The sequence below is a fragment of the Pontibacter akesuensis genome, from assembly GCF_001611675.1.
Classification (GTDB): Bacteria; Bacteroidota; Bacteroidia; order Cytophagales; family Hymenobacteraceae; genus Pontibacter; species Pontibacter akesuensis.
Genome location: NZ_CP014766.1, coordinates 3,795,757 through 3,817,613, shown reverse-complemented (window position 1 = coordinate 3,817,613; position 21,857 = coordinate 3,795,757). Strand labels below are relative to the sequence as shown.

Here is a 21,857-nt window from a genome sequence, read left to right as displayed (position 1 = left end):
GTATAGCTGAAGCTCCAAAGGCTGAACTGTCCCCTCGAGGACAAGCAAGAACGGGAGTTTGCAGCTTGCGAGCGTAGCTCACAGGGGTGTGACCACAAACAGAACGTTTCATTAAAAATTTTCTGTAACTTCTTTACCTGCTATTCCACATCCAGTTCGAGAGCATCCGTTAACATAATCACTTATTGACCTGTAAATGAAACACATCATTATCCCCTACCAGCCTTACTTAAAAGACTTGGCAAGGCAGCTGAGGACAAACAGCACCCTTTCTGAAATTCTGCTTTGGCAGGAAATCAAAGAGCGTAAACTGCTGGGGTTTCAGTTTCACCGCCAGGTTCCGATGCTGGACTTCATTGTTGATTTTTATTGCCACGAATTAAGCCTTGCCATAGAAATTGATGGCAGCAGCCATACTTTTACTTACAAGGAAGATTTGGAACGACAGGCTAAACTGGAGCAACACAACGTGCGTTTTCTTCGGTTTGATGACCTAGAGGTGAAGAAGAACTTACCCAATGTGCTTCGCTCGCTGGAGCAATGGATCAGGGAGAATAGGAAAGTGTAGGCTCATGCTAAAAGGTGTTCTGTATGAGACAAACACCCCTGTAGTCCCCTCAAGGGGACAGTTCGGCAGTTAGCTATATTCATGACTTTGATTTTGCTCAAAGGCAGTTAATAATGTGATAATGGGGGCTATAACACTAAATCTTCTGAAGCCTCGAAGGCGCAACTGTCCCCTTGAGGGGACTACAGGGGTGTAATCGTGCACGAACAGCCATTCAAATCTAGCTAATCCTCCTTAGCCCCACTCCCACTCTCCAAAATAACTCAAGACCAACCAGCAAGTACAAAAGACCTCGCGGAGTCCGAAGGTCCCGCGAGCGTCTGGTGCTACGGAGCAACAGCCTGTCCATATCCAGACACTCGCAGGAGCTGCGCACGCTGCGAGGTCTTTGCCGCGCGCGCTCCCCTGTTCTTAGTGAAGGGCTGGGGAGCTTACACTCTCTCCCACGCCACTTTCGGGAACACTACTTCCAGCTGCTTCTTTACCCGCGGGTAGTCTTCCTGCCAGAAACTTTCCAGGTCCGATACGGCGGTGATCAGCTTCAGGTCCGGGGTGAGCAGGTGCAGTTCAATGGTCATGTCGCCGCCGTCTACGTGGGGGTGCTGCTGCCAATTGAGCACGTCCTGCAGGCGGATCTCCAGCTTGGGCGGGGCACCAGCGGGCTGGTACTCCAGCTCGATGTAGGAGCCGTCGGGCAGTTTTATACTTGGGGGTGCCAGCACGTCGAGTCGGGCTTGCTTGTCGGCATCTAGGTTTTTCTCCAGGAGCGGCAGCAGCTCTATTTTCAGCAGGTCGTCCGGCTCTTCCACGTCGGCCAAATAAGGCCTGAGCCACTCCCAGTTGGTCATGAGCAGAGTGGGCGTGCTGACATCGGGCCAGCCTTCCTGCGGGCGCCATTTGCGGAGACTTCCCACGCGCAGCTGCCATTGCCTTACCTCCTCACTGAAATCTAGGAGGTGCTCGCCTTCCTGTTTAATAGCTTCGGAGATGGCCGGGATACGGTACTTCTCATCGGGGGTGGGCAGCGGTTTGCTTTGCAGCACGATGCTGCCGATGCGGGTATCCAGCGTGGCGGTGAGTTCGCCGTCGTTCACATCCCAGTGGTAGGCCTCCTGCTGCTTTACGAGCGGAGCCAGATCTCTCGGGTTGAGCGGCGAAGCCAGGAAAATACGGCCGGGATTGTCGCTCCCGCCGGCGTGCAGGTGCGCAATGGCCAGCCAGGGCTCGTGCGCCAGGTCATCGCGGTGGCCGGCGGAGGCATAGGTGCCATTGGCCAGCTGGAACTGCGCGTTGTTGCCGGGGCGGGCGTAGGCGATGCGCTCGGGGTAGCAATGCGTCAGCAGCACACCCGTTTCGTAGCCGTCGAACTCCCCGTTCTCGGGCTCAATGGAAAACAGGGAGCGGTACGAGCGCGCCACCTTTTCGATCTTGCCCATACTTTTGCCCTGTCCCTTCTCGTCGCGGTAGCGCCGTAAGGCTTCTATTCTTAGGTTAATGTCGATGCCGGCGTTGCGGTCCATTGGGTCGCGCTCTTCCAGGATGGCGGCAATATCAGAGGCCAATGCAACTTGGTCGTTATCGGCGGCTTTGAGCAGCATGTGCGCGATGCGTGAGTGGCAGGGCAGCGCGTGCATTTTCTTGCCGTGCTCCGTGATGCGGCAGTTCTCCAGCGCCTGCAGCTGGTGCAGCATGTCGGTGGCCGACGCCAGGGCAGCGCGCGGCGGCGGGTTCAGCCAGGTGAGGCTGCGGATATCGATAATGCCCCACTGCGCCATGTCCAGCACCAGCGAGGCCAGGTCGGCTTCCAGAATTTCGGGGGTGCGGTGCGGGGCCATGCGCTCCTGCGTTTCCTTGCTCCACATGCGATAAGCCGTTCCCGGTCCCAAACGCCCGGCACGACCGGCACGCTGGTCCGCAGCGTCCTTGGAGATGCGCACCGTTTCGAGGCGCGACAAACCGGACTTCGGATCGAAGCGGGAGGTTTTGCCGAAGCCCGTATCCACCACCACCGACACGCCTTCAATCGTTAAGCTGGTCTCGGCTATACTTGTGGCGAGCACCACTTTGCGCTTGCCGTTGCGGTCGGGCATGATGGCGGCGTACTGCTTGCCGAAGGGCAGCATGCCAAACAGCGGGTGAATCTTAAAGTCGCGCAGCTGCCTGCGGAGTATGGCCTCTACTTTCCGGATGTCGTTCTCACCGGGCAGGAACACGAGGATATCACCTTCCCGCTCCTGCGCTGCCTGCTGCACCACGCGGGCTGTCATGTCGGGCAGCAGGCGGTCGTCGGCCTCGCCGGAATAAATAGTTTCCACGGGGTACTGCCGCCCCATACTTTGCGCCACCGGGGCTTTCAGCAGGCGCGTGAGCTGGGGCATGTCCAGCGTGGCCGACATCACCAGAATGCGCAGGTCCGGGCGAAGCGTGTGCTGCGCCTCCCGGCACAGGGCCATGGCTACATCGGCATGGATGCTGCGCTCATGAAACTCATCGAAGATCACTATGCCCACACCCGCCAGGCCTCGGTCGCTGTGGATCATGCGGGTGAGGATGCCTTCGGTGACCACCTCAATGCGTGTTTGCTCGGAGATGCGCGTCTCGAAACGGATGCGGTAGCCGACGGTCTGGCCTACCTCCTCGCCCAGTAGCTGCGCCAGTCGCTCGGCAATGGTTTTGGCCGCCAGGCGCCGGGGCTCCAGCATAATGATCTTCTGGCCTGTCAGCCATACTTCATCGAGAATAGCCAGCGGCAGCAAAGTGCTTTTACCGGCTCCGGGAGGAGCGTTTACGATCAGTGTGTTCTGCGCCGCCAGGTGCTCCCTGATAGCAGGTATAATTTCCCGAACGGGTAGGTCTATGGTAAATGGGTTGAAGGGCAAGGAAAATTATTAATAGCAATAAATTAATAAAATAAAAGCGGCGCAGGAATTCACTTTACCTGAGCCGCTTCTTAATGTAAAAAACAGTGTCTATAGCTCCTTAATCAATTCAGAAAACTTAGTGTTTTTTGAGTTACATATCTTATCTGTATAGACATTTACTTCATCAAGTGTAACAAACTCAAATACGTCTTTATACTCTTTAACAGCTAAATCAAAAAGTTTATGCTGCTCAGACTCTAATTCAGGCTCCTCATAAGCAATCTTAATCTTATCTAATTTCAAGTTTACCTTTTTTGAAAAATCATATAAAGCCTCGTATATGATCTGAGTTTCATAAATATGGTTCGCTATAGTATTAGTATTTATATCAAAATCAATAGTTTGGAGTGAACTTATCTTTCCATTTTTTGTAATGAGAGGTATTTGTGTTTCCTTAAGTATACCTTTAAAGCATAAAGGATCAAAAACAAACTTAATATCAGCCTTTTCTTTTAAATTCTCTTTCTCAAAGTAAGGTTTGAGTTTTTTGTAAAAGCTCTTCTTAGTTTCAAATGTTTCTACAGCTAAATCCTCTCCAACAAAACTCTTATAATAATTACTAAAGTAGTCGCTATTAAATTCTAAATTGATTTGCACTGGTTCAGAAAAGGCTAATACCCCATTATTATACTTATTTAAGTACTTGAAGTATTCTTCTGAAAACACTAAGTTCTTAAATTCAAGCTTTGACTGGTTGCTAGATAATTCAAGATTAGCATCTAATACTCTATTATGAATCTGGTTTAAGATTGATTTAGCAAAGCTTCCAATTTTAGCTGAACTTAGTTTATCTACCAAACTCAGCTTATTCTTTGAGTATGCGAAATGAATCTTGTTTGAACTAATAGCAATAATACCGACAACAATATTCTCATTAGAGAAACTATTAGTCTGTACACTTATTATGCTAAAAAAGGTCTTCATCTTTTTGATTGTAATATGTCATCTTTGACTTTTTGTATTCTATCTAAACTCGATAGATATTTTATAATTCTATGGTTAAGATCTAAAGACAAATCCCATACCACCTTGACTTGATCAATGACATCATTAACAATTTTACTATAATCTTTTTTCAACAAAGGTATGAAATTGTCAACAACTTCAATAAACTCTTCATTACTAATAAAGCCTATTAAACTTTTATAATACGTAGTTTTTATTAATTTGTCTTTAGTCAAAGTAGGTATATTAGGATTAAATATTCCCAATTGGTCAATCCCTCCAAATATGAAAGCATTATCAAAGGCTAAGATCTTTTGCTTCTTACCGTCGCTCTGTAGCAAGAGATTATAATTGAAGCCAGGATCAATAAATCTACCCCTATCAGTATTATTTACCCATAGATCAAATGCAGCTATTTTTATTATATCTTTTGGATTAGAGATTATGTTAAACTCCTTCTTCTTCAAAATAAGCTGCATGTCATTGACCTCGGACGCAGGGAATACGTCTTTTGACCCAAAACAAATATCATTAATCTTCAGCCTTCTATTTTTAACTATTAATTTATTATTCAGAGTTCCTTCTGATACAACTATCAGAGCAATCTCAGGTGTAGGAATCTGCAGCTCTTTAAGTAAATAATGTGCTACTACCTCATAGGCTAAGCAATTAAGTTCTTCTTTTTTAGACGTTACTAAATATTTACAATAATAAATATCACCAGTATTACATTTAAACTTTAGTGGTGAATGTCCATCTGTGTTCTTTTCTTCTATCAACAACTCTGTTTCGACACTTGGAATCGTTATCATCTTAATATATTTGCTCCTTACATCTAAAGCAAATAACCTTAATTGATGAATAGGTTTATTAGCTCTATTGATTTTGCTTGCTTTCTTAAACTATACTAAAAAACAATTAATTTGTAATTATTTACAAACAAATATATAGTTAATTAATATAATTAATAGGTAGTTATTTCTGAAGCTAATAATCTTCAAGACTGTTACCCCTGCTGTGGCAAGCTTAAACCGTAGTTTTCTTCCAAAAGATTTTATTTCTTCTTTATTCTTACCCCGCTGGCGCGAGCTTGCAGCTCGTGCCTTTTTTTCTCCACGCAGCTATATTCTCAGTACGCGTCACAGTACGAGCTACAAGCTCGCACTAGCGTAATACTTTCCTAACCCTAAACCGGGAAGCAACTGTTATAAGTATAAGCAGGAACATGAGCCAGAAGTATAAATTTCATAACAAGGAGGGGCTACACTTTGTCAGCTTTGCGGTAGTGTACTGGATAGACGTGTTCACGCGGGAGGAATACTTTGCTATACTCACCGAGAGCATGCACTACTGCCGCAAACAGAAAGGCATGGAGATCTATGCCTGGTGCATCATGCCCAGCCACGTGCACCTTATCTTTCGGGCCAAGGCCAACAACCCCAGCGTGCTGCTGAAGGAGCTGAAAACCTATACTTCCAAACAGCTACAAAAAGCCATTGCCGAGCACAACCAGGAAAGCCGGAAGGCATGGGTGCTCTGGTTGATGGAGCGGGCGGGACAGAAAAATAGCAACGTAAAGCACCGGCAGTTCTGGCAGCAACACAACAAACCCATTGAGCTGTGGAGCGCTACGGTCATAGATCAGAAAATCGACTACATCAATAACAACCCGGTAGCCGCTGGCTTTGTGTCGGAGCCGGAACATTGGAAGTATAGCAGTGCCATAGACTTTAGTGGTGGTAAGGGTGTGCTGGAGATTGATATTGCCTGAAGTATAAGGAGACACGAGCTGCAAGCTCGCGCCAGCTTTAGGTTAGCGTTAAATACTTTAAATAAGAGTAACAGCACACCCTACATGTCCGCTCTAGCAGAAGATGAAAAAGCACTATAAACTATAAAAGCGGGGCTCTAAAGTTATGCACCAGCCCCGCTTTTATGTATGCTATTGAATATAATCTCTTTTCTGCAGCTTACAGATCTTAGGCCTCCTGTTTCTGAGCAGCCAATAAGGCATCCAAGCCTTCCATGGCCATGGTCAGGCCTTCTTTAAAGCCCATCTGGATGGTGGTTTCGAGCTGTGCCAGGTCATCGAATGTGATCAGGTTCTCTACTAAGGTAAGCTCCTCTTTGGGTGTAAAGCTTACCTCCCACTTCGATTGCGGCATTTCTGTGTTTACCACGCCTTCGGCATCTGCAAAGCCATCCAGCGCAGTAAAGCGCTTTTTAGGATCAATGGTTTTGTAATTCGCCACTGCCCAATGCTCTTCGCCTTCGGGGCCAACCATGGCATAGTGCCAGTGGCCACCTTCTCTGAAATCCATTGTTTTGGTGCGGGCTTTCCAGGGTTCAGGTGCCCACCATTGGTCCAGTACCTCGCTTTTGGTGTAAGCATCCCACACAAGCGGTAGCTCTGCGGCAAACTCTCTTTTAACAGTGATCGTTTTGTTTTCCTTGTTCACAGAGAACTCGAATGCAAGGTCGTTTTTCATGGCTTATTTTGTTTTATGGTAGAAAATATAGTGTCGAGTTGGTTAAAGCGGTCTTCCCAGATCTTCCGGAACTGTTCCAGCCAGTTGTCTATTTCTTTCATTTTAGCTACTTCAAGCTGATAGTAAATCTCACGCCCCTGCTGCTCCTGTTTCACCAACTGGCACTCTACCAGTATCTGCAGGTGCTTGGATACAGCTTGCCTGCTGGTGTCAAAATGTTCGGCTAGCGCATTCGGCGTCATGGCCTGCAAGGCAATTAAACCAATAATGGCTCTTCGGGTAGGGTCTGCTATCGCCTGGAAAACGTCTCTTCTCATTTCTGTATTAATATATGCAACCGTTTGTTTGCTTATGTACGCGCAACTATTCGGTTGCGTTAGTTTATTTTCTGATTTTTTTTAAGTGAGTTGAAAAAATGGTTGCCCGGACTTTGCAGTGTGCGCAGCTCCCGCGCGTGTCTGCATGTGTAGGCTGTTGCTACGTAGCGTCAGACCTCGCGGGACCTTCCGACACCGCGAGGTCTTTTGGGTAGTTCTGGCAGCAGCAAAGGTGTGTTGGTTCTTGATTTGGCATGATGGAAGTACGAGCTACAAGCTCGCACTAGCAGTGTGAACACGAGCTACACGCTCGCACGAGTGGTTTATTTTAAGCTTTAAACGCTTAATCCAATTAATCTTCGAAGCCTTCGCGTAGTCCTTTGGTGTTGGCATAGCATACGGGGCTGCTGTTTTCCTTCCGCGCTGCTTTTTCCTGTACCAGTTCCGCGTAGTTGGCTGGGGTGGCTAAGATCCTGCACTTCGGGTAAAGCACCACACCCCGCCGGACGATCTTGCTGTTTTCTTCTATCTCGTGCGCGTTTTCTCCTTCCGCCCCATACACATGAATGGTGAAGAAATGGTAGTTCGTTTTCTTCGCATACCCTTCTGCCGTTATCCTGCCGGTTATCGTCCGCTCCCCGATAAAGGCCGATGTCTCTCCTTCCGTATAAGGCGTGTACACCGACTCCGTCCACTCTACTTTACAACCTACTGTCAGATTCATACTTCTGCTGTGTGCTTTATTAGCTATACGTTTACCGTGTCGCAAAATATGGATTTGCTGGCGCACCTTTTAAAGTATACAGCATTGCCAGCTGGAGGGTATTCTGCCGCCGAACCTAAGAAGACGCAGCAGCAGTTTACTCTACTTCTTTCTCTACGCTTTTTTGAATCACCACATCTGGCCTGTTAATCTCTTCCTTTACCCGTACTAATCTCCCCTTCTCAAAGTAAACGTACATATTGGTATAACTGTCATGGGGTATGCGGTATACCGAATAATCTTCAGTCAATTCAGATAAGATTGCACTGTAATTTTTCTTCTTGAACTCAGTCTCGGTCATGCCCAGCTCAACGGTGTTCCGGACAAGCGCGCAGCCCGTCAGGAGAAAGGCTAAAAGGATAGTAGTAATTGTTTTCATAGCGGATGTAGGGTAAAATTGTCCTGTTTCAGGTCTATCCTGAAATTTAATTGAAAGTCATCAAAGAACATGCCGATTTTCTAATATATAAATTCTGCTCCACCAGTAAACAAGAAGGCTTTCGTGCAGCATACTTTAGAAGTAGGTGGTATTGCTGTACAACTTCGCTGGTGCCATTTTGTAGCGCGTGCCAGTGCGTAGCTATAAAAGCTATACTATACATGCTGCACCTGTATCAGCACGGGCTACAGTCGGTCAGGGGTCGACATAAACTAGTGATTGTGCAGGTAGCAGTAAGCTCTAGTGCTAGCAAATCCTTACAGCACAAAGCCCACCCCGGCGGTAAAGCTCAGGAGGTGCGTGTTTTGCTCTCCTGTAAAATTGTATTGCCGCCTACCCCCATAATAATCAGAGGAGAGCATCACGCACCAACGGTTGGCTACTTTTTTGCGATAGCCTACCCCAAGCGATGCGCCAAGCGTTGTGTTCTCCGATATACTTTCAGAATCTGCTGTCGTTGCTTTGTTGTAAGTATACAAGCGCCCCAGTCTAAGCTTAAAATCCAGAGAAGCGTCCTCTGTCAGGTTCAGGGTATACATGGGCCCAATCATAAGCACACCGTAGCTAAATTCTACTTTTGCCGGTGAAGGGGTGGAACCATGTACATAAATGGTAGCTTCAGAATCAAACCGATGAGCACCTCCTGCCCATACTCCGGTTACACCAAAGCCTTTGCCTATAACATAACCCACATTTAGCAGATTCAGATTCAGTCCTGTTCCGGCTTTTACATTGTTGTTCCCAAGTATAAAACTGGGTCCTAGCCCTACTCCAATATACCCCCTATTACGCTGGTCCTGGGCTTTTAACTGAACACTGTAAGCTACTAATAGCACCAGCGCTATTCCAACAATCCGACGAATCATCTGCATTATTTCACCATTAAAATGAGTAGCATAAGTATATCATTTATTTGTGTTTTACAATTAATTATATAAATATATTTTACCTCTAATGAATTGCACTAGAAGGCATTAGCGACTTTGTAGCATGATGCTGATCCTAGCTAGATAGCCCCCGCTGGCGCAGGTTTAGGGCACCAGCGGAGAGTTATACTTTAGCACGCGTAACAGAAGATAGAACCCTACAAGCAGTTGCTTTGATTTCTACTGCACTTCAGGCTTCATGATGATAAAGGTAACCATCCCCAGCACTTTCATGCTCATGGCTTCCGTCACTTCTATCGCAGGATAAGCCGCGTTGGCCGCTTCCAGAAACAGCTTGCCCTCTTTTTTCCGGATCGTTTTCACCGTGAAAGTGTTGTCGAGGTAGCAAACAGCGATGCGGCCATCTTCCGGCTCCAGCAACAGGTCTATAATCAGTATGGCCCCGTCTTTGATGTTGGCATCTTCCATCGAGTTTCCGCGCACCTTCAGCATATAGGTAGCGGTGGGGTTCTTCACCAGGAACTCGTTCAGGTTTATCCGCTCGTCTAGGTAATCATCCGCCAGCGATGGAAAGCCAGCCGAAATCAAGGAAGCATAGTAAGGCACCTGCAGTACATCAAACTCCTCGATCCTGTACAATTCATGCCCTTCTCCCCGCAGGATGTTTATGATAGGTTTTTGTTTCATAGCTCAACTTTAACTAATATTTTTAGTATACAATAGTATAAATTACTAATTATATTAGCAAGTATAAATTTACAAAAACTCTTGCTCGTGCCAAATCAGTGCAATTCTTATCCCCTACCCCTATGCTAGACAAATTTTTAGACAAGATCCCTACCGACAAGATCTATGACGAGCTGCTGCAGCCAAGTTTCAAGAATGTGGGAGAAGCCTTGGGCACCCTGTTCAGTATGGGCAACCTGATTCTGCTGCCCCTGAAATTTCAGGAGCAGAAGGCTCGGATGAAGTTTGATGCGAACCTGAAACGCTACGCGAAGAAGTTAGAAGCCAGCCTGGCGGAAGATATCTGCGAGGTGCCGCCTTACGTGGGCTTACCCATTTTAGAGAAACTGACTTACCTGGACCAGCACGAGCTATCGGAGGCTTTCATTAACCTGCTGACGAAGGCCTCCACCAAGGCTACGATCAACCTGGCGCACCCATCGTTTATCAGCACGCTCAACAACCTGTGTGCCGACGAAGCAAAGATCCTGTTTCACTACAAGTATAAGGAGAGCATACCCCGCCTGGACCTGTACATCAAAAAACAACATGCTGCGGCGCAAAGCCCTGTACTTCCTGTCAATTCGGATATCACGCTTCTGGAAGGAGAGCAGAATTATACGCCGGCACAGGAGGTGCACACGAAAGTAGCCTGGAACCTGACAGGTATAGAAGTTTTTGTAAAACTGGACTTTCCTGATAACGTGGACGTGTACATCGAGAACCTGGAAAAGCTCGGTATCATCGCCCTTGAAACAGAGGTGCTGCTGAAAAAGGATCTGGCAACGTTTAAGCGGTTGGAGCAGGATATCTACCAGGCCAACATCCTGAAAAGCCAGCAATGGGTGGAGGAGCTTAACCAGAAGCACGAAGATGTTGATTACGCGCTGTACAACAAAAAAGGCTATTACTACTTCACCGAGTATGGCAAAATGTTCATGAAAGCCTGCATCAAAGAACTAAACGAAGCCGGTGCACCAGAGCAGGAGCCATAGCCGGATTCCCCACCTTCGAAGCCTTAAGCGGCGGTGAAACTGTGCTGGTGAGGAGGTGCGGGGGCAATGGCGGCACACGCAGCCGGCCTACGTTTGCGCGAAGGTGTAACCCTGTTTTTTAACCTTAGCAGCCTGCTGTCTGCTCTGCTAAAGGATACGTCAGGAGAAAGGCCATACCTGCGCCGATGAATTGATCGGGTTTTATACCTTGTTCATCTTAGGATTTAAGCTTCCCTTGTACCTTGTCTAGAAGTTGCGGGCATTGGTATAGTTCGTTTTACAATGGGCGCGGCAGGGTGTACTTTCATCATACAAACCAGAATTATGAAAAAAAGTATACCGCCCTCCCTGAGAATGCTGCCTGCCTTCGGTGTCGCTTGCCTGCTAAGTATAGGCATCCAATCCTGCAGCTTTATACGCGGCTTTAAGGCGCTCACAGCAGGCGAAGCCCGGGTAGTGCTAGCACCCGACACCATTCCGTTTGCATACCACCACAACAAGATTATAGTGCAAGGGCAGGTAAACGGTAAAACCTACGACTTTGTGCTCGATACGGGTGCGCCAACGGTTATTTGGGAAGAGGTGGCACAGGACCTGAAGCTGGCCAAAGCCCGTGCCGCTGTTTCCTCCACCGATGCCAACGGCACCAGGCAGCAGCTAAACTTTTACGCAGCCGAAAGCCTCAAACTAGGCAACCTGGAGGTGGAAGGCATCAACCTCTCATCGGTAAGCACCCTTGCTGATGAGATAAAGTGCTACGCCAATGGCGGAATTATCGGCGGTAACTTTATGCGGCACTACCACTGGCAGATCGACTACGAAAACCAGCGTCTGATCGTCAGCTCTGACTTTTCCAGGCTTTCCGTGCCGAAGAATGCCACCAGGGTTAACGCCACCGTAACCCTGCCGCAGGGCCTGGTGGTGATTGATGGCATCCGGGTGCTGGGCAAGGAAGAGGAATTTACCCTGGATACCGGGAACGGTGGCTCCCTGAACCTGGGCATGCAAAACTGGGACGCAGCCAAAGCCAGCGAAATGGGTAGCTATGCAGAGGCCAATGGCTACTCTAACTTAAGTACGGGTGGCCGGAAAACTATCACCACCAACACGATTAAAACAGACTTCACCTCCCCCATGGACACTATCCCAAACGCCATCATCCAGGTAGACACCAAAAACTCGCTGCTGGGCAACCATTACCTGGCGCAGTTCGGTACCATTACGATTGATTACAGCATCGGGAAGGGCGCCGTATACTTTAACCCGAAGAAAGAGACGGCCCCGGATGCCATGAGCTACGGTTTTTTGCCTGTTTTCAAAAAGGAAAGCAATGCCTTCGTGGTCGGTAAAATATACAAAGGATCAGAGGCCGAGAAAGCAGGCCTGCAGCTGGATGACAGGATTCTATCCATCAACGGCAAAGCGCTCAGCGAAATAGACTACGCCACCTACTGCGACAATATCTCTTCTGGAAAAGCTTCTTATGTGCTGGAAGGCGATACCGTTTCACTAATCGTACAAAGAAACGGGCAGCAACTGGACTTCCGGATCAGCAAATATTCCCTGTTCAACTAAGTTCGCATGCCTGGCCAGGGTTTGGATACACGTTCCAAGTCGACTCCCTTAAAACCGTAGAATGTTATAAAATAGCCTAGTCGTGGGTGCGGGCTTTTCCGGGCAATTTCTTTTTTAGCGGCTTTCCTCCTGCATGCATACTTCTGCGCCGTTGCGTGCGCTAGCTACGGTTTCGGTGTCTGCGGCTCCGGGTTTTCTTCACAGCCAACGGTAAGCGGTTTGCCATAACCCGCGCTGCTGTTCAGGAGTAAACAGAGAAAAACCCAAGCGCTTATTTACTATGAAAACGCCCTATTCTCCGGAACTAATCAACACCTTATTTATTGAGCAGATAAAGGACTACGCCATTTTCGCGATGGACACCGAGGGAATGATCACGACCTGGAACCAGGGGGTGGAGCAGCTGAAAGGGTACAAAGAAGATGAATTTGTCGGGGAGTTTTATGGCATGCTGTTTCCGGAGGAGTACCAGCAGGCCGGGAAGCCCGAAGAAGAGCTGAAGTCGGCGCTGGCAGCGGGTGTGTACGAAACAAAAGACTGGCGCAGGAAAAAAGACGGCTCCCTGTTCTGGGCCACCATTAAACTGACGGCCATTTACGCGGAAGGCAAGCACATTGGCTTTACGAAGGTAACCGGCGATATAACCGAGCAGAAAAAGCTGCAGGACCAGCTAGCCGAACGGCAGCAAAGCGCCCTTGAGCATAAAAACATGCAGCTGCAACGCATCAACCTCGACCTGGATACCTTTATCTATACCGCCTCCCACGACCTGCGCTCCCCTATCCTGAACATTGAAGGGCTGATGGATATCCTGAAAGATGAACTGGCATCCGCAAACGCCTTAAACGACAATACAGAGGAGATCGTGCTGAGGGTGGAGGATTCTATCAACCGCTTTAAACGCACCATTGCCGACCTGGCCGAGATCAACAGAATGCAGAAAGGCCTCAGCGAAAATCCTTCGGACGAAGTGATAAACATGAAGGAAGTTTATGAGGACATTATGGCTGATCTAAACAAGCCCAAGAAACTGAAAGCCTGCTTTATCCATACCGACCTGCAGGTGTACCAGTTGAAGTTCTCCCGCAAAAACTTCAGGAGCATTCTGTACAACATGATCAGCAATGCCATCAAGTTCCAGTCGCCTGACCGGGACTGCATTGTGACCATCGCCTCGCGCCTGGAGGAGCCGTATGTGGTGTTAAGTATAAAAGACAACGGGCTGGGCATTAGCCCGCAGCAGCAGGAAGAACTGTTTACCATGTTCAGGCGCTTTCACGACCATGTGGAAGGTACCGGCGTGGGGCTGTACATGGTAAAACGCATACTCGAGAATGCCGGGGGCAAAATTGAGGTGGAAAGCGAAGAAGGCTCGGGCACAAAATTCAGGCTTTATTTCCCGGCAGCCGTATAACAGAGATTTTAATCCTATCCTGTTTTCGCTATACTTGCATCTTTGAAACCTACGCTTACATTGAACACCCACATGACTGCTAGCGCACCTGATCAGTTCCCACAGGTAGAATCCATTCTGGTAATAGATGACGACGATAACTGGTGTTTCGTAACGAAAAGGCTGCTGATCCGGGCAAACGCCTGTAACACCATACTGACGGCGCAGAACGGCCTGGAAGCATTACGAAAACTGGAGGAACTCACAGCACAGGGCGAAAATATGCCGGATATTATTTTCCTGGATATCAAGATGCCTGTGATGGATGGGTTTGGTTTTTTGAGTGCTTTAGAAAGCAACGCGCACCTGGACCTAAGCCAGACGAAGATTTACATCTGCAGCAGTTCGCTTCATCCTAAGGATAAAGAAACGGCGGCGCGTTACAAGGTTGCAGGTTTCATCAACAAGCCGCTCACAAAGGACACACTCCAGCACATTCTGCAGCAAAATGCTGCCTCAGATAAGGAGTAATAATTTTTTGTTTTGCCTTTCAGGCATGAATGTTCCGGCTGGCACACGTTCGTTGTTCTTATGACTATATGGCCTTACAACTGTACTTCCTGAAGGAGTATGTGCGCGTACTACAATGCTGCTTCGGCTAGTCGGCACCTGCAGCAAAAGATTACGGTCTTATCTTTTCAATCTGCTTTCGGTGGCATGAGGCTGGCAAGGTCGTAGATGGTTACCTCCAGGTTACCTTGCGCGAGCAAACGCAGCGACAGTCCCGCTGCTTTTGGAACGATATCCTGCACGGCCACCGCTTCCACAGCACCCTTTAGCTCCAGCCCTTTCAGCTCCAGCCCCTGCTCCAGTTGGCTGTTCACTTTACTCAGCTCTGCCGCAACGATACCGCTAAGGTCAATCCGGGTCTTTTGGATGATCTGGCTGTAGGCCACTTTGTTTACCAACACCTCCAGGGCCGTATTATAAAAGCTGCTTGATGTATTCGCCTCCATTGAGAACCGCTGCACGAACAGTTGCTGTGAAGCATTGTCATAGGCCAGCGCAACCGAGGCATAAAGATCTACCTTGTCGCGCTTCAGCACGGTGCGCAGGATATTCAGTTGCACCCGTAGCAGGAGGTTATAAGCTCCTTTGGCACTCCCTGCTACGCCCACATCTGAAATACGGGCATAAGGATTTGCCACCATGCCTTCTTCGGGTCTGGGAATGTACGTTCCTACCAGTTGCTGTTTCAGCAAACCTTCCAGCGCGGCATAGGAGATGGTAATTGGAATATTCAGGTGTATAGGTTTTTCCATTGAACAGGGTTTTGGCGGAACCGGCTAAGTAGCAGCTTGTTTCCTTGCCGTAAATAGGCGAGGCGCTTGTCCTAACCCTTTAGCGAAGCCTTTTCCTCCGGTGATTTGCTGCTTAAAGGTAAGCAGAGAAGGATGGCCGGGCAAATTATACTTCCACTGCAAGGCCTGGGCTGGTTAGTCTTCGGACCTGCCAATATTCTCCAGCCAAGGTGCAATAAACAACTTCCTGCTCTCGGCAAGTATAGCCCGTGCATCCACGCGACATGGAATAGACACATCCCGCACTGGCAGCCCATCGTTAATAGAAACATACTCACTTAAAAGCACATGCGTATGAAGCACGTAAGACAAGGCATGGTGTCGGTAGCCGTACTCGCCCTCCTGTGGCTGACTGGTTGCAAGGCCAGCACCCCCCCCGCTGACTCATCTGATACAGAAACTACGGCCTACAGGAGCTCGGCGCCACAGCGCGTGGACATACGGGGAACCATTGTAACGAGCCGCTACGACCAGGGGCAGGTGATGCTGGAGGTAGAGAACTATACTCCTTCGCCGGAGTCACGCTATAACCGGGCCTATGTACTTGTGTTGCCCACTGCCCAGATTGTAGACCCTGAGGGCCGCACCATCAGTTTAAGTGAGCTGCGTCAGGGGCAGAATGTGGCTATTTTGATGCGCGGCAACGGACAGGGGAATTTTGTAGGGATGGGCATTGCCCGAAAAATATGGCTTGAAGAGGCCTTTTAGGTACACGAACCTTCTTGTCCCATTGCATTGGCTGCGCCTGTCTTTTTCGCACCACTGCCTGCCAACGCTCCAAAGAAAGAAACAAGGTGCTCCGTAAAGTTGCCTATAACAGAACAGCCGTCACGCTAGCATAACGGCTGTTCTGTTATAGGCATGAGCAGGTGTTAGTAGTACCTGTCTGTCTGATATCTTCTGCGGTCATCATCGCCCCAGTTCGTGCTGCTGTTACGGTCGCTGCCGTAGTAGCCGCCACCGAAGCGGGAGCGCCTGTCATCGCCTCCTGATCCGGAATACGTATCCCGTGAATCGCCTGCCCCCCGGTAGTTGCTGCGGTTATAGGCGTTATAGCGATGCGAGGTGCCATAGTCCTGGCGTGTTTCGTTGTAGCCACGGTTGTTGTTCAGGTCACTGTTGAGCCAGTTTTCATCCCGACGGGGCGAATCCCAAAAGCTGCTGTTATCGCGGTTGCGGTTGTTGCTGTAGGTATTGGCCTGATACCTGTCGTGCTCCCGTTCATTCCAGCGCGGGCTGGATTCGTTGAGGATGCCGTGGCCCTGTCTTCTGTAGCGCTCATATGCATCTCCCATATCGCCTTCGTGGTACGAGTGCCGTGCCCGGTCGCGGTTTTCGTCCCAGTGGCCTCTGTCGCGCTGAAAATCCCGCTCAAACTCATTGGTCAGGTTTCTGGCGCTGTGATAGTGCTCGTCGTTCCGGCTGTAGCCCTCATAAGGGCCATATTCGTAATAACCTCTATCTTGTCTGTTCATAGTTTTAAGGTTTAATGATACATGTTTCCCCTTATAACGGTGAACAGGATTCCCGGTTTTTTGGGCCTTGTGCTTTAAGAGCACACAAGGCCCGGAAGCCACAAGTTTTCCTCCAGGCTTGTGAATATAAAAGCGCATCCAGCGGTTCAGCCCCTACTCCAGCCGCGACAGACAGGCATCAGCACCAGCTATTGACGCGTGCGGGTGCAATACTTATGGATCTACAGCATACACGCGGCAGACCGGAAACAATTCACTTCTTACCCTTTCTTGCCGAGGTAGATAGCGTACCCAATTAATCCGGCCGCGGCAGCAAACAGAATGTACTGCTTTTCATTCACCGGAAGCTTTTTGTAGAAGTCCAGTACCTTGGTCGGATCATCCATAAATTCCTTGATCTGGGCAGGATTCTGCACCAGGCCCATAACTGTGTTGTCGCTGCTGTTGCTACCGTTGTTGTTGTTGTTGTTTTCCATATATGGTGATTTAGAGTTATTTTAGGGAATACGGCAATTCAGCCTGATGGATGTGCTGCGGCCATATTCCATGCGCCAGTAACCAGGAGCTTAGCTTTCGGGAATCCTGTAACTGGTACGCACCTGCCAAACTATTTCCGCGCATACCTGTGTAGTTAACCTGGCTGTTGCGCTGTGTGAAAATAGCTTCTAAATGAAAAAAGCATGCTACCTGCGTAACATGCCTCTCCTGTTTTATACTTCACGCTATGCTTCCGGAGCACCTGCCACAGAGAGCTGCGCTAAGTACAGTTTACTTCACATCATAGGTTAATAACGGTATCTGGCCGACTTCCTGTAAATCAGACAGGATCAGGCCAACGCCTTTGGCAAAGTAGTAATGGCTGGTATGCGTATTGTTGAAATCCATGTCTAAATACGAATACGTGCTTACCAGCTTCACATGAATAACATCTTTAAAAGTTTTTCCCTCCACTGTTTTGGTTATATCCTTCTCTTCTATGGTAAAGGTCATTTTGGTCTCCACCGCATTGAAGGTGTATGTCTGTTCCCAGGGCTTGCCAACAGGCGTTTCCTCTTTTAGAATAGCTATTTTAATGTTACGTGAACCAGGCATGAAACCGATGGTGGTATACACTCCTTTTTCCTTGAGTAGGTACGACTTTGTCTTCTCGGTGCCTGAGGTAGTTTGGAGTTCCTTGTAGGTTTTGCCGTCGAAGTCCTTGGTGGCCCCGGTGGCGGTATACGAATAGGGACGCGCGCCGCCGTACGTCCAGGTACTTCCTTTAGTAGCAGGAAGGTAGTCCAAAGCTGCCGTGGCTTCTGTGGGAATCGGCTCAGGGTCCTCGTCTTTGTCGCCGCAGGAAACGATGGCGCCAAGAAGCAGGCACCAGAGCAGAAGTAAATTAAGCTTGTTCATAGGTATATAGTTGTTTTTGAATGCAATGTATGTAAAACAACAAGTACTTGGTTCTTCTGCTTCAAAAAATCTTAGTAGTCGCTTCTGCTGAAAAGACGAAGGCCTGAGAAACCTGAAGGAGCTTGCGAACCTGAAAGGAATGCCACGGGTTGCGTATGGAAACCTGCCGAATTATGCTTACTCTTGCAGGGGCAACCTTATGTGGTGCCTCTGGTGCTGTCTGCCGGATCTGGACGATGCCCTTACCATCCGCTACCCTATGAACAGGCTAATACCGAAAGAGAAAGCAGCCGAACTGCTGCACCACCTCCAGACCGCTGCCATACCCTATGAGTATGATGCGGAGAAGCACCGGCTCACGCTACTTGATGCTGCCGGAAACGAGCAGCTATACTTCCGGCTGCCGCTTACGTTTGCCCCTCCTACTCCCGCCCATCCCGCAGCCGAAGTGCCGCTGAACTACGTGATCCTGCTGATTCAGTCGGGCTACTGTGCGCTTGGTTATTTTGAGGATGGCGTAAACCTCGACCACAAGGTGTTTCGCTCCTACATGGTGCGCAAAAAGCAGGGCAAAAGCCAGATCAAGTACCTCAAAACCAAAGGGAAGTCCAGGTCCGGATCACGTGTACGCCTGGGCGAGACATTGGAGTTTTTCGAAAATATAAATGAGCGTCTGCAGACGTATTCTGAGGAGTATGAGGTGCAGTGCATCGCCATCAGCTGCTCTAAAACGCTGCTCCCCTACCTGTTCAGCTCCAAAGTAGCCACCCCCTTCGACAAGCATGACCCGCGCCTGTACAAGATTCCCAAGCATGTGCACACCCCTATCTACGACGTGCTCCTCGACACCAATAAGTTCCTGCTCCGCGGCGAACTGATTTACGAGGAAGCACAGCAGGCGCTGGTGAAAGAACTACTGGGCGATGCGGGAGAAACCTATGAGGATGACTTTGCGGAGGATGACGAGGACCTGGACTGGTAAGTATGGCTTGTGGATAAGGGTGTCATTTGGCACGAAAACACTTTATCCGGATCAGGATTTTCAGGATGAGAAGGACGAACAGCATGAGGTTCTAATTCTTGCCTAGAACTGACGCAAGCGTCCGCTTGTGTCTTTGTGGGCTACTGCTCCTAGACTTTTTATACTTCGTGTGCAGTATTTACTGCCGCAAGTATTCAGATTTGTGCCCTATTAAAATATAAAGATTTTAACTCGGCTGGCCTGCAAAGCCACACTTGCATAGCGGGTGTTATACTTGGTACACCCATACTTCTACAGCGGTGGTTTGAAGCCACTTTAAACAGGCTATGCTATTTAGCTGCCGATCATCCTCCAGCTCCCAAACGCCCACTGTTTCACCTCTGGCTTTAGAGCGCTCAAGGTTGGGGTAAAGGCACCATAGGAGTGAGGCTCCGGGCACCGCGCTGCTTTCGCTTTCTGCCCACGTGCCTCGGACTGGCTCGCTGTCACTCGTCACCGGAATCTTTCGAGGCATTCATTTACGAGGGCCCCTGCCCCACCCAGGGACTGGATTCAGTTCAGGGAGCCATGCCTTTGCTGTTATTTAAGTATAGGATTTGCAGGAGCAGGTTACTGTCGTTCCCTATGAGGAAGAGATCGGACGAAGGCCAGCCCCAGTCCTGCTGCAGCGGAAATTTACAACATTTATGGCTCATTTTTTGTACACATAAGTATAAGACCCGGTAAAATCACATACTGCACCTTCTGGTGTTTTCTAATGTACCGGGGACAAATGCGAACTAAAACAGCCATCCCAACATGAAGAAATCTATACACCCGCTATCAACATTACCACCCTTAATCCTGATATTTCTGCTGCTGTTCACGCCTTTACTGGCCGTTGGCAACGTGCAGCGAAGCCTTGCACAGGACAACCCCGTTGCATCTATACCTGCTGGTGATCCGGCAGCGGTAGACAGCACCTTTCTGCAAGCATACATCCAGAAAACAGAGGAGTTTCGGCACCACATGCCACTGGTAAAGCAGTTTTATAAAGACCGCAACTACGCCTTTGCCTGGTATAAGGAAGGCAAGCTGGTGCCGCAGGCAGGCAAACTGATGCAGGCCATCGATAAAGCGAATAAGCAAGGCCTAAACCCGAAAGCGTACCAGGTAAAAGACCTGAACCAGATGCAACGGGAGCTACAATCAGCCAACCTACCGGCAGACCAGCAACACCAAAAGCAGCAGGAACTGGACCTGGCCCTCACCGCCTCCTACTTTAACTATGCCTCTGATTTTTACAAGGGAGCCATAGACCCGCACAGTGCCGAAGCCATCGAATGGGAAGTAAAGGAGAACAAAATCAAGCTGAACAAAGCCCTGGAAACCATTCTGCAGGAAAGGGATGGCGCCCGCTCCTTTTACGAGTTTGAGGCAGTACACGAAGGCTACCAGAAGCTGCAGCAGGCACTGGTACAGTATCGCCAGCTACAGGAGCGGGGTGGCTGGCCAAAAGTGGAACCACAGGGAGTGGTTAAGTTGAACGACTCCGCGAAAGTGGTTCTGGATGTGCGCCGGCGCCTCTTCCCGCAACAACGGGTAAACGCCCGGGATTCCGCGCTCTATGTGTATGATAAAGACGTGCAGCAGGCTGTCACTGATTTTCAGAAACGTCATGGTTTGCTGGTCGACGGTATCCTGGGGCCGCAGACGTATAAGGCGATGAACGTGCCGGTAAGCGAACGCATCGACCAGCTGGTGCTGAACATGGAACGCTGGCGATGGTTGCCCAGGCAACTGGCTCCTGAAGGCAAAAGCGATACTTATATTATGGTGAATATTCCTGCCTTCCAGGTTTCGGTGATGGAGAAAGACAAAGAGGTGATGCAGATGAAAGCCGTGGTTGGTAAAAACCTGCACTCCACTCCTATCTTCAGCCATGAGATACAGTACCTCATTTTCTCGCCTTACTGGAACGTGCCCAACAGTATTGTGGAGCAGGATATCAAACCGCACATGCAACGCAACCCCAATTGGCTGGCCAGCAACAACATGGAAATGGTGACCACCTTTGGCCCCGATGCCAGGCGCGTGCCGGTAAAACGGGTAAACTGGAATACCATGACGCAGCATAACTTTGACTACCGCATTCGTCAGCGCCCCGGCCCGGACAATGCACTGGGGCGGGTAAAATTCATGTTTCCGAATGAGTATGCCGTGTACCTGCACGACACACCGGCTGACCACCTGTTTCGTGAGGCAGAGCGTAACCTTAGCCACGGCTGTGTGCGGGTAGAGCGCCCCGCCGACCTGGCTACTTACCTGCTTCGGAACAAGCAGGGCTGGGACAAGAACCGTGTAAGGCAGGCCATGAATGCGCGCGAGGAGCAGCGCGTAAACCTGGAAAAGAATGTGCCCGTGTACCTGGTTTATTTCACTGCCTGGGTAGCCGACGATGGTACTGTTCAGTTCCGGAACGATATTTACGGCCACGACCAGGCGCTGGCGCAGGAGCTTTTTTAAGTATAAAGCTATAATTTGAAAGATTATTCAGCTCATTTTTCATGGGTAAAAACCAGAAGGCTGGCCTGGACAGTGATCAGCAACAGCTTAATGAAGCTATTCAAGTATAAAGCAGCCCTTC

The 21,857-nt window shown here is 49.1% G+C and carries 23 protein-coding genes; 9 read left to right on the top strand and 14 right to left on the bottom strand.

Annotated elements, in window-relative coordinates; translation table 11 throughout:
- Positions 1 to 196 precede the first annotated feature (196 nt).
- Positions 197 to 568, top strand: a complete 372-nt coding sequence (locus A0W33_RS16140; protein ID WP_068839130.1) for an endonuclease domain-containing protein — start codon at positions 197 to 199, stop codon at positions 566 to 568.
- 431 nt (positions 569 to 999) lie between these two features.
- Here A0W33_RS16140 and hrpB read toward each other — a convergent pair whose 3' ends face one another.
- The 3 genes from hrpB to A0W33_RS16125 form a co-directional block, all read right to left on the bottom strand.
- Positions 1,000 to 3,447: an ATP-dependent helicase HrpB gene (gene hrpB / locus A0W33_RS16135; protein ID WP_068839129.1), complete on the bottom strand. Its 2,448-nt coding sequence runs from the start codon at positions 3,445 to 3,447 to the stop codon at positions 1,000 to 1,002.
- Positions 3,448 to 3,537: 90 nt separating this feature from the next.
- Complete coding sequence (locus tag A0W33_RS16130; RefSeq protein ID WP_068839128.1) at positions 3,538 to 4,413, bottom strand: hypothetical protein; 876 nt, start codon at positions 4,411 to 4,413, stop codon at positions 3,538 to 3,540.
- Positions 4,410 to 5,246: a HipA family kinase gene (locus A0W33_RS16125; RefSeq protein WP_068839127.1), complete on the bottom strand. Its 837-nt coding sequence runs from the start codon at positions 5,244 to 5,246 to the stop codon at positions 4,410 to 4,412. The genes A0W33_RS16130 and A0W33_RS16125 overlap by 4 nt, the downstream gene beginning before the upstream one ends.
- Before the next feature lie 413 nt (positions 5,247 to 5,659).
- Here A0W33_RS16125 and A0W33_RS16120 point away from each other — a divergent pair, with 413 nt between their 5' ends.
- A complete protein-coding gene (locus A0W33_RS16120) occupies positions 5,660 to 6,205 on the top strand; it encodes an REP-associated tyrosine transposase (protein WP_068839126.1) in 546 nt (181 codons plus the stop codon).
- Positions 6,206 to 6,413: 208 nt separating this feature from the next.
- Here A0W33_RS16120 and A0W33_RS16115 read toward each other — a convergent pair whose 3' ends face one another.
- From A0W33_RS16115 to A0W33_RS16090, 6 genes are all read right to left on the bottom strand, one after another.
- On the bottom strand, positions 6,414 to 6,923 hold the full coding sequence (locus A0W33_RS16115) for an SRPBCC family protein (RefSeq protein ID WP_068839125.1): 510 nt from the start codon (positions 6,921 to 6,923) through the stop codon (positions 6,414 to 6,416).
- Complete coding sequence (locus tag A0W33_RS16110; protein WP_068839124.1) at positions 6,920 to 7,240, bottom strand: ArsR/SmtB family transcription factor; 321 nt, start codon at positions 7,238 to 7,240, stop codon at positions 6,920 to 6,922. The genes A0W33_RS16115 and A0W33_RS16110 overlap by 4 nt, the downstream gene beginning before the upstream one ends.
- A gap of 352 nt (positions 7,241 to 7,592) precedes the next feature.
- Entirely contained in the window at positions 7,593 to 7,964 is a 372-nt protein-coding gene (locus A0W33_RS16105) for a hypothetical protein (protein WP_068839123.1), read from the bottom strand.
- A 136-nt stretch (positions 7,965 to 8,100) separates the two neighbouring features.
- Positions 8,101 to 8,382 carry a hypothetical protein gene (locus tag A0W33_RS16100; protein WP_068839122.1) on the bottom strand — a complete coding sequence of 94 codons (282 nt, stop codon included), beginning with the start codon at positions 8,380 to 8,382 and terminating at the stop codon, positions 8,101 to 8,103.
- Between the two features lie 317 nt (positions 8,383 to 8,699).
- Positions 8,700 to 9,314, bottom strand: coding sequence for an outer membrane beta-barrel protein (locus A0W33_RS16095; RefSeq protein ID WP_068839121.1), 615 nt, complete (start codon positions 9,312 to 9,314; stop codon positions 8,700 to 8,702).
- 234 nt (positions 9,315 to 9,548) lie between these two features.
- Positions 9,549 to 10,016, bottom strand: a complete 468-nt coding sequence (locus A0W33_RS16090; RefSeq protein ID WP_082815277.1) for a LexA family protein — start codon at positions 10,014 to 10,016, stop codon at positions 9,549 to 9,551.
- Between the two features lie 122 nt (positions 10,017 to 10,138).
- Here A0W33_RS16090 and A0W33_RS16085 point away from each other — a divergent pair, with 122 nt between their 5' ends.
- The 4 genes from A0W33_RS16085 (at position 10,139) to A0W33_RS16070 (ending at position 14,549) form a co-directional block, all read left to right on the top strand.
- The gene (locus A0W33_RS16085) at positions 10,139 to 11,050 is read left to right on the top strand and encodes a DUF4393 domain-containing protein (protein ID WP_068839120.1); all 912 of its coding nucleotides are present in this window, start codon (positions 10,139 to 10,141) and stop codon (positions 11,048 to 11,050) included.
- Between the two features lie 324 nt (positions 11,051 to 11,374).
- On the top strand, positions 11,375 to 12,625 hold the full coding sequence (locus A0W33_RS16080; protein ID WP_172798131.1) for an aspartyl protease family protein: 1,251 nt from the start codon (positions 11,375 to 11,377) through the stop codon (positions 12,623 to 12,625).
- A gap of 280 nt (positions 12,626 to 12,905) precedes the next feature.
- Positions 12,906 to 14,039 carry a sensor histidine kinase gene (locus A0W33_RS16075; protein ID WP_068839118.1) on the top strand — a complete coding sequence of 378 codons (1,134 nt, stop codon included), beginning with the start codon at positions 12,906 to 12,908 and terminating at the stop codon, positions 14,037 to 14,039.
- A 72-nt stretch (positions 14,040 to 14,111) separates the two neighbouring features.
- Positions 14,112 to 14,549: a response regulator gene (locus A0W33_RS16070; RefSeq protein WP_068839117.1), complete on the top strand. Its 438-nt coding sequence runs from the start codon at positions 14,112 to 14,114 to the stop codon at positions 14,547 to 14,549.
- 167 nt (positions 14,550 to 14,716) lie between these two features.
- On the opposite strand, the gene A0W33_RS16065 is transcribed toward A0W33_RS16070, so the two are convergent.
- Both A0W33_RS16065 and A0W33_RS21115 read right to left on the bottom strand, forming a co-directional pair.
- A complete protein-coding gene (locus tag A0W33_RS16065; protein ID WP_068839116.1) occupies positions 14,717 to 15,340 on the bottom strand; it encodes a DUF4403 family protein in 624 nt (207 codons plus the stop codon).
- A gap of 174 nt (positions 15,341 to 15,514) precedes the next feature.
- Positions 15,515 to 15,682, bottom strand: coding sequence for a hypothetical protein (locus A0W33_RS21115; RefSeq protein ID WP_172798130.1), 168 nt, complete (start codon positions 15,680 to 15,682; stop codon positions 15,515 to 15,517).
- On the opposite strand from A0W33_RS21115, the gene A0W33_RS16055 reads away from it, so the two are divergent.
- Positions 15,674 to 16,087 carry a hypothetical protein gene (locus tag A0W33_RS16055; RefSeq protein ID WP_068839114.1) on the top strand — a complete coding sequence of 138 codons (414 nt, stop codon included), beginning with the start codon at positions 15,674 to 15,676 and terminating at the stop codon, positions 16,085 to 16,087. The genes A0W33_RS21115 and A0W33_RS16055 overlap by 9 nt on opposite strands.
- Before the next feature lie 164 nt (positions 16,088 to 16,251).
- Here the strand turns inward: A0W33_RS16055 and A0W33_RS16050 are convergent, their stop codons facing one another.
- The 3 genes from A0W33_RS16050 to A0W33_RS16040 form a co-directional block, all read right to left on the bottom strand.
- On the bottom strand, positions 16,252 to 16,854 hold the full coding sequence (locus A0W33_RS16050; protein ID WP_068839113.1) for a splicing factor U2AF large subunit: 603 nt from the start codon (positions 16,852 to 16,854) through the stop codon (positions 16,252 to 16,254).
- A 260-nt stretch (positions 16,855 to 17,114) separates the two neighbouring features.
- The gene (locus tag A0W33_RS16045; protein ID WP_068839112.1) at positions 17,115 to 17,330 is read right to left on the bottom strand and encodes a hypothetical protein; all 216 of its coding nucleotides are present in this window, start codon (positions 17,328 to 17,330) and stop codon (positions 17,115 to 17,117) included.
- Between the two features lie 292 nt (positions 17,331 to 17,622).
- Positions 17,623 to 18,249: a hypothetical protein gene (locus tag A0W33_RS16040; RefSeq protein ID WP_068839111.1), complete on the bottom strand. Its 627-nt coding sequence runs from the start codon at positions 18,247 to 18,249 to the stop codon at positions 17,623 to 17,625.
- A gap of 259 nt (positions 18,250 to 18,508) precedes the next feature.
- Here A0W33_RS16040 and A0W33_RS16035 point away from each other — a divergent pair, with 259 nt between their 5' ends.
- Positions 18,509 to 19,231, top strand: coding sequence for a hypothetical protein (locus tag A0W33_RS16035; protein WP_068840199.1), 723 nt, complete (start codon positions 18,509 to 18,511; stop codon positions 19,229 to 19,231).
- A 798-nt stretch (positions 19,232 to 20,029) separates the two neighbouring features.
- Positions 20,030 to 21,736: a L,D-transpeptidase family protein gene (locus tag A0W33_RS16030; RefSeq protein WP_068839110.1), complete on the top strand. Its 1,707-nt coding sequence runs from the start codon at positions 20,030 to 20,032 to the stop codon at positions 21,734 to 21,736.
- The last annotated feature ends 121 nt before the right edge of the window (positions 21,737 to 21,857 follow it).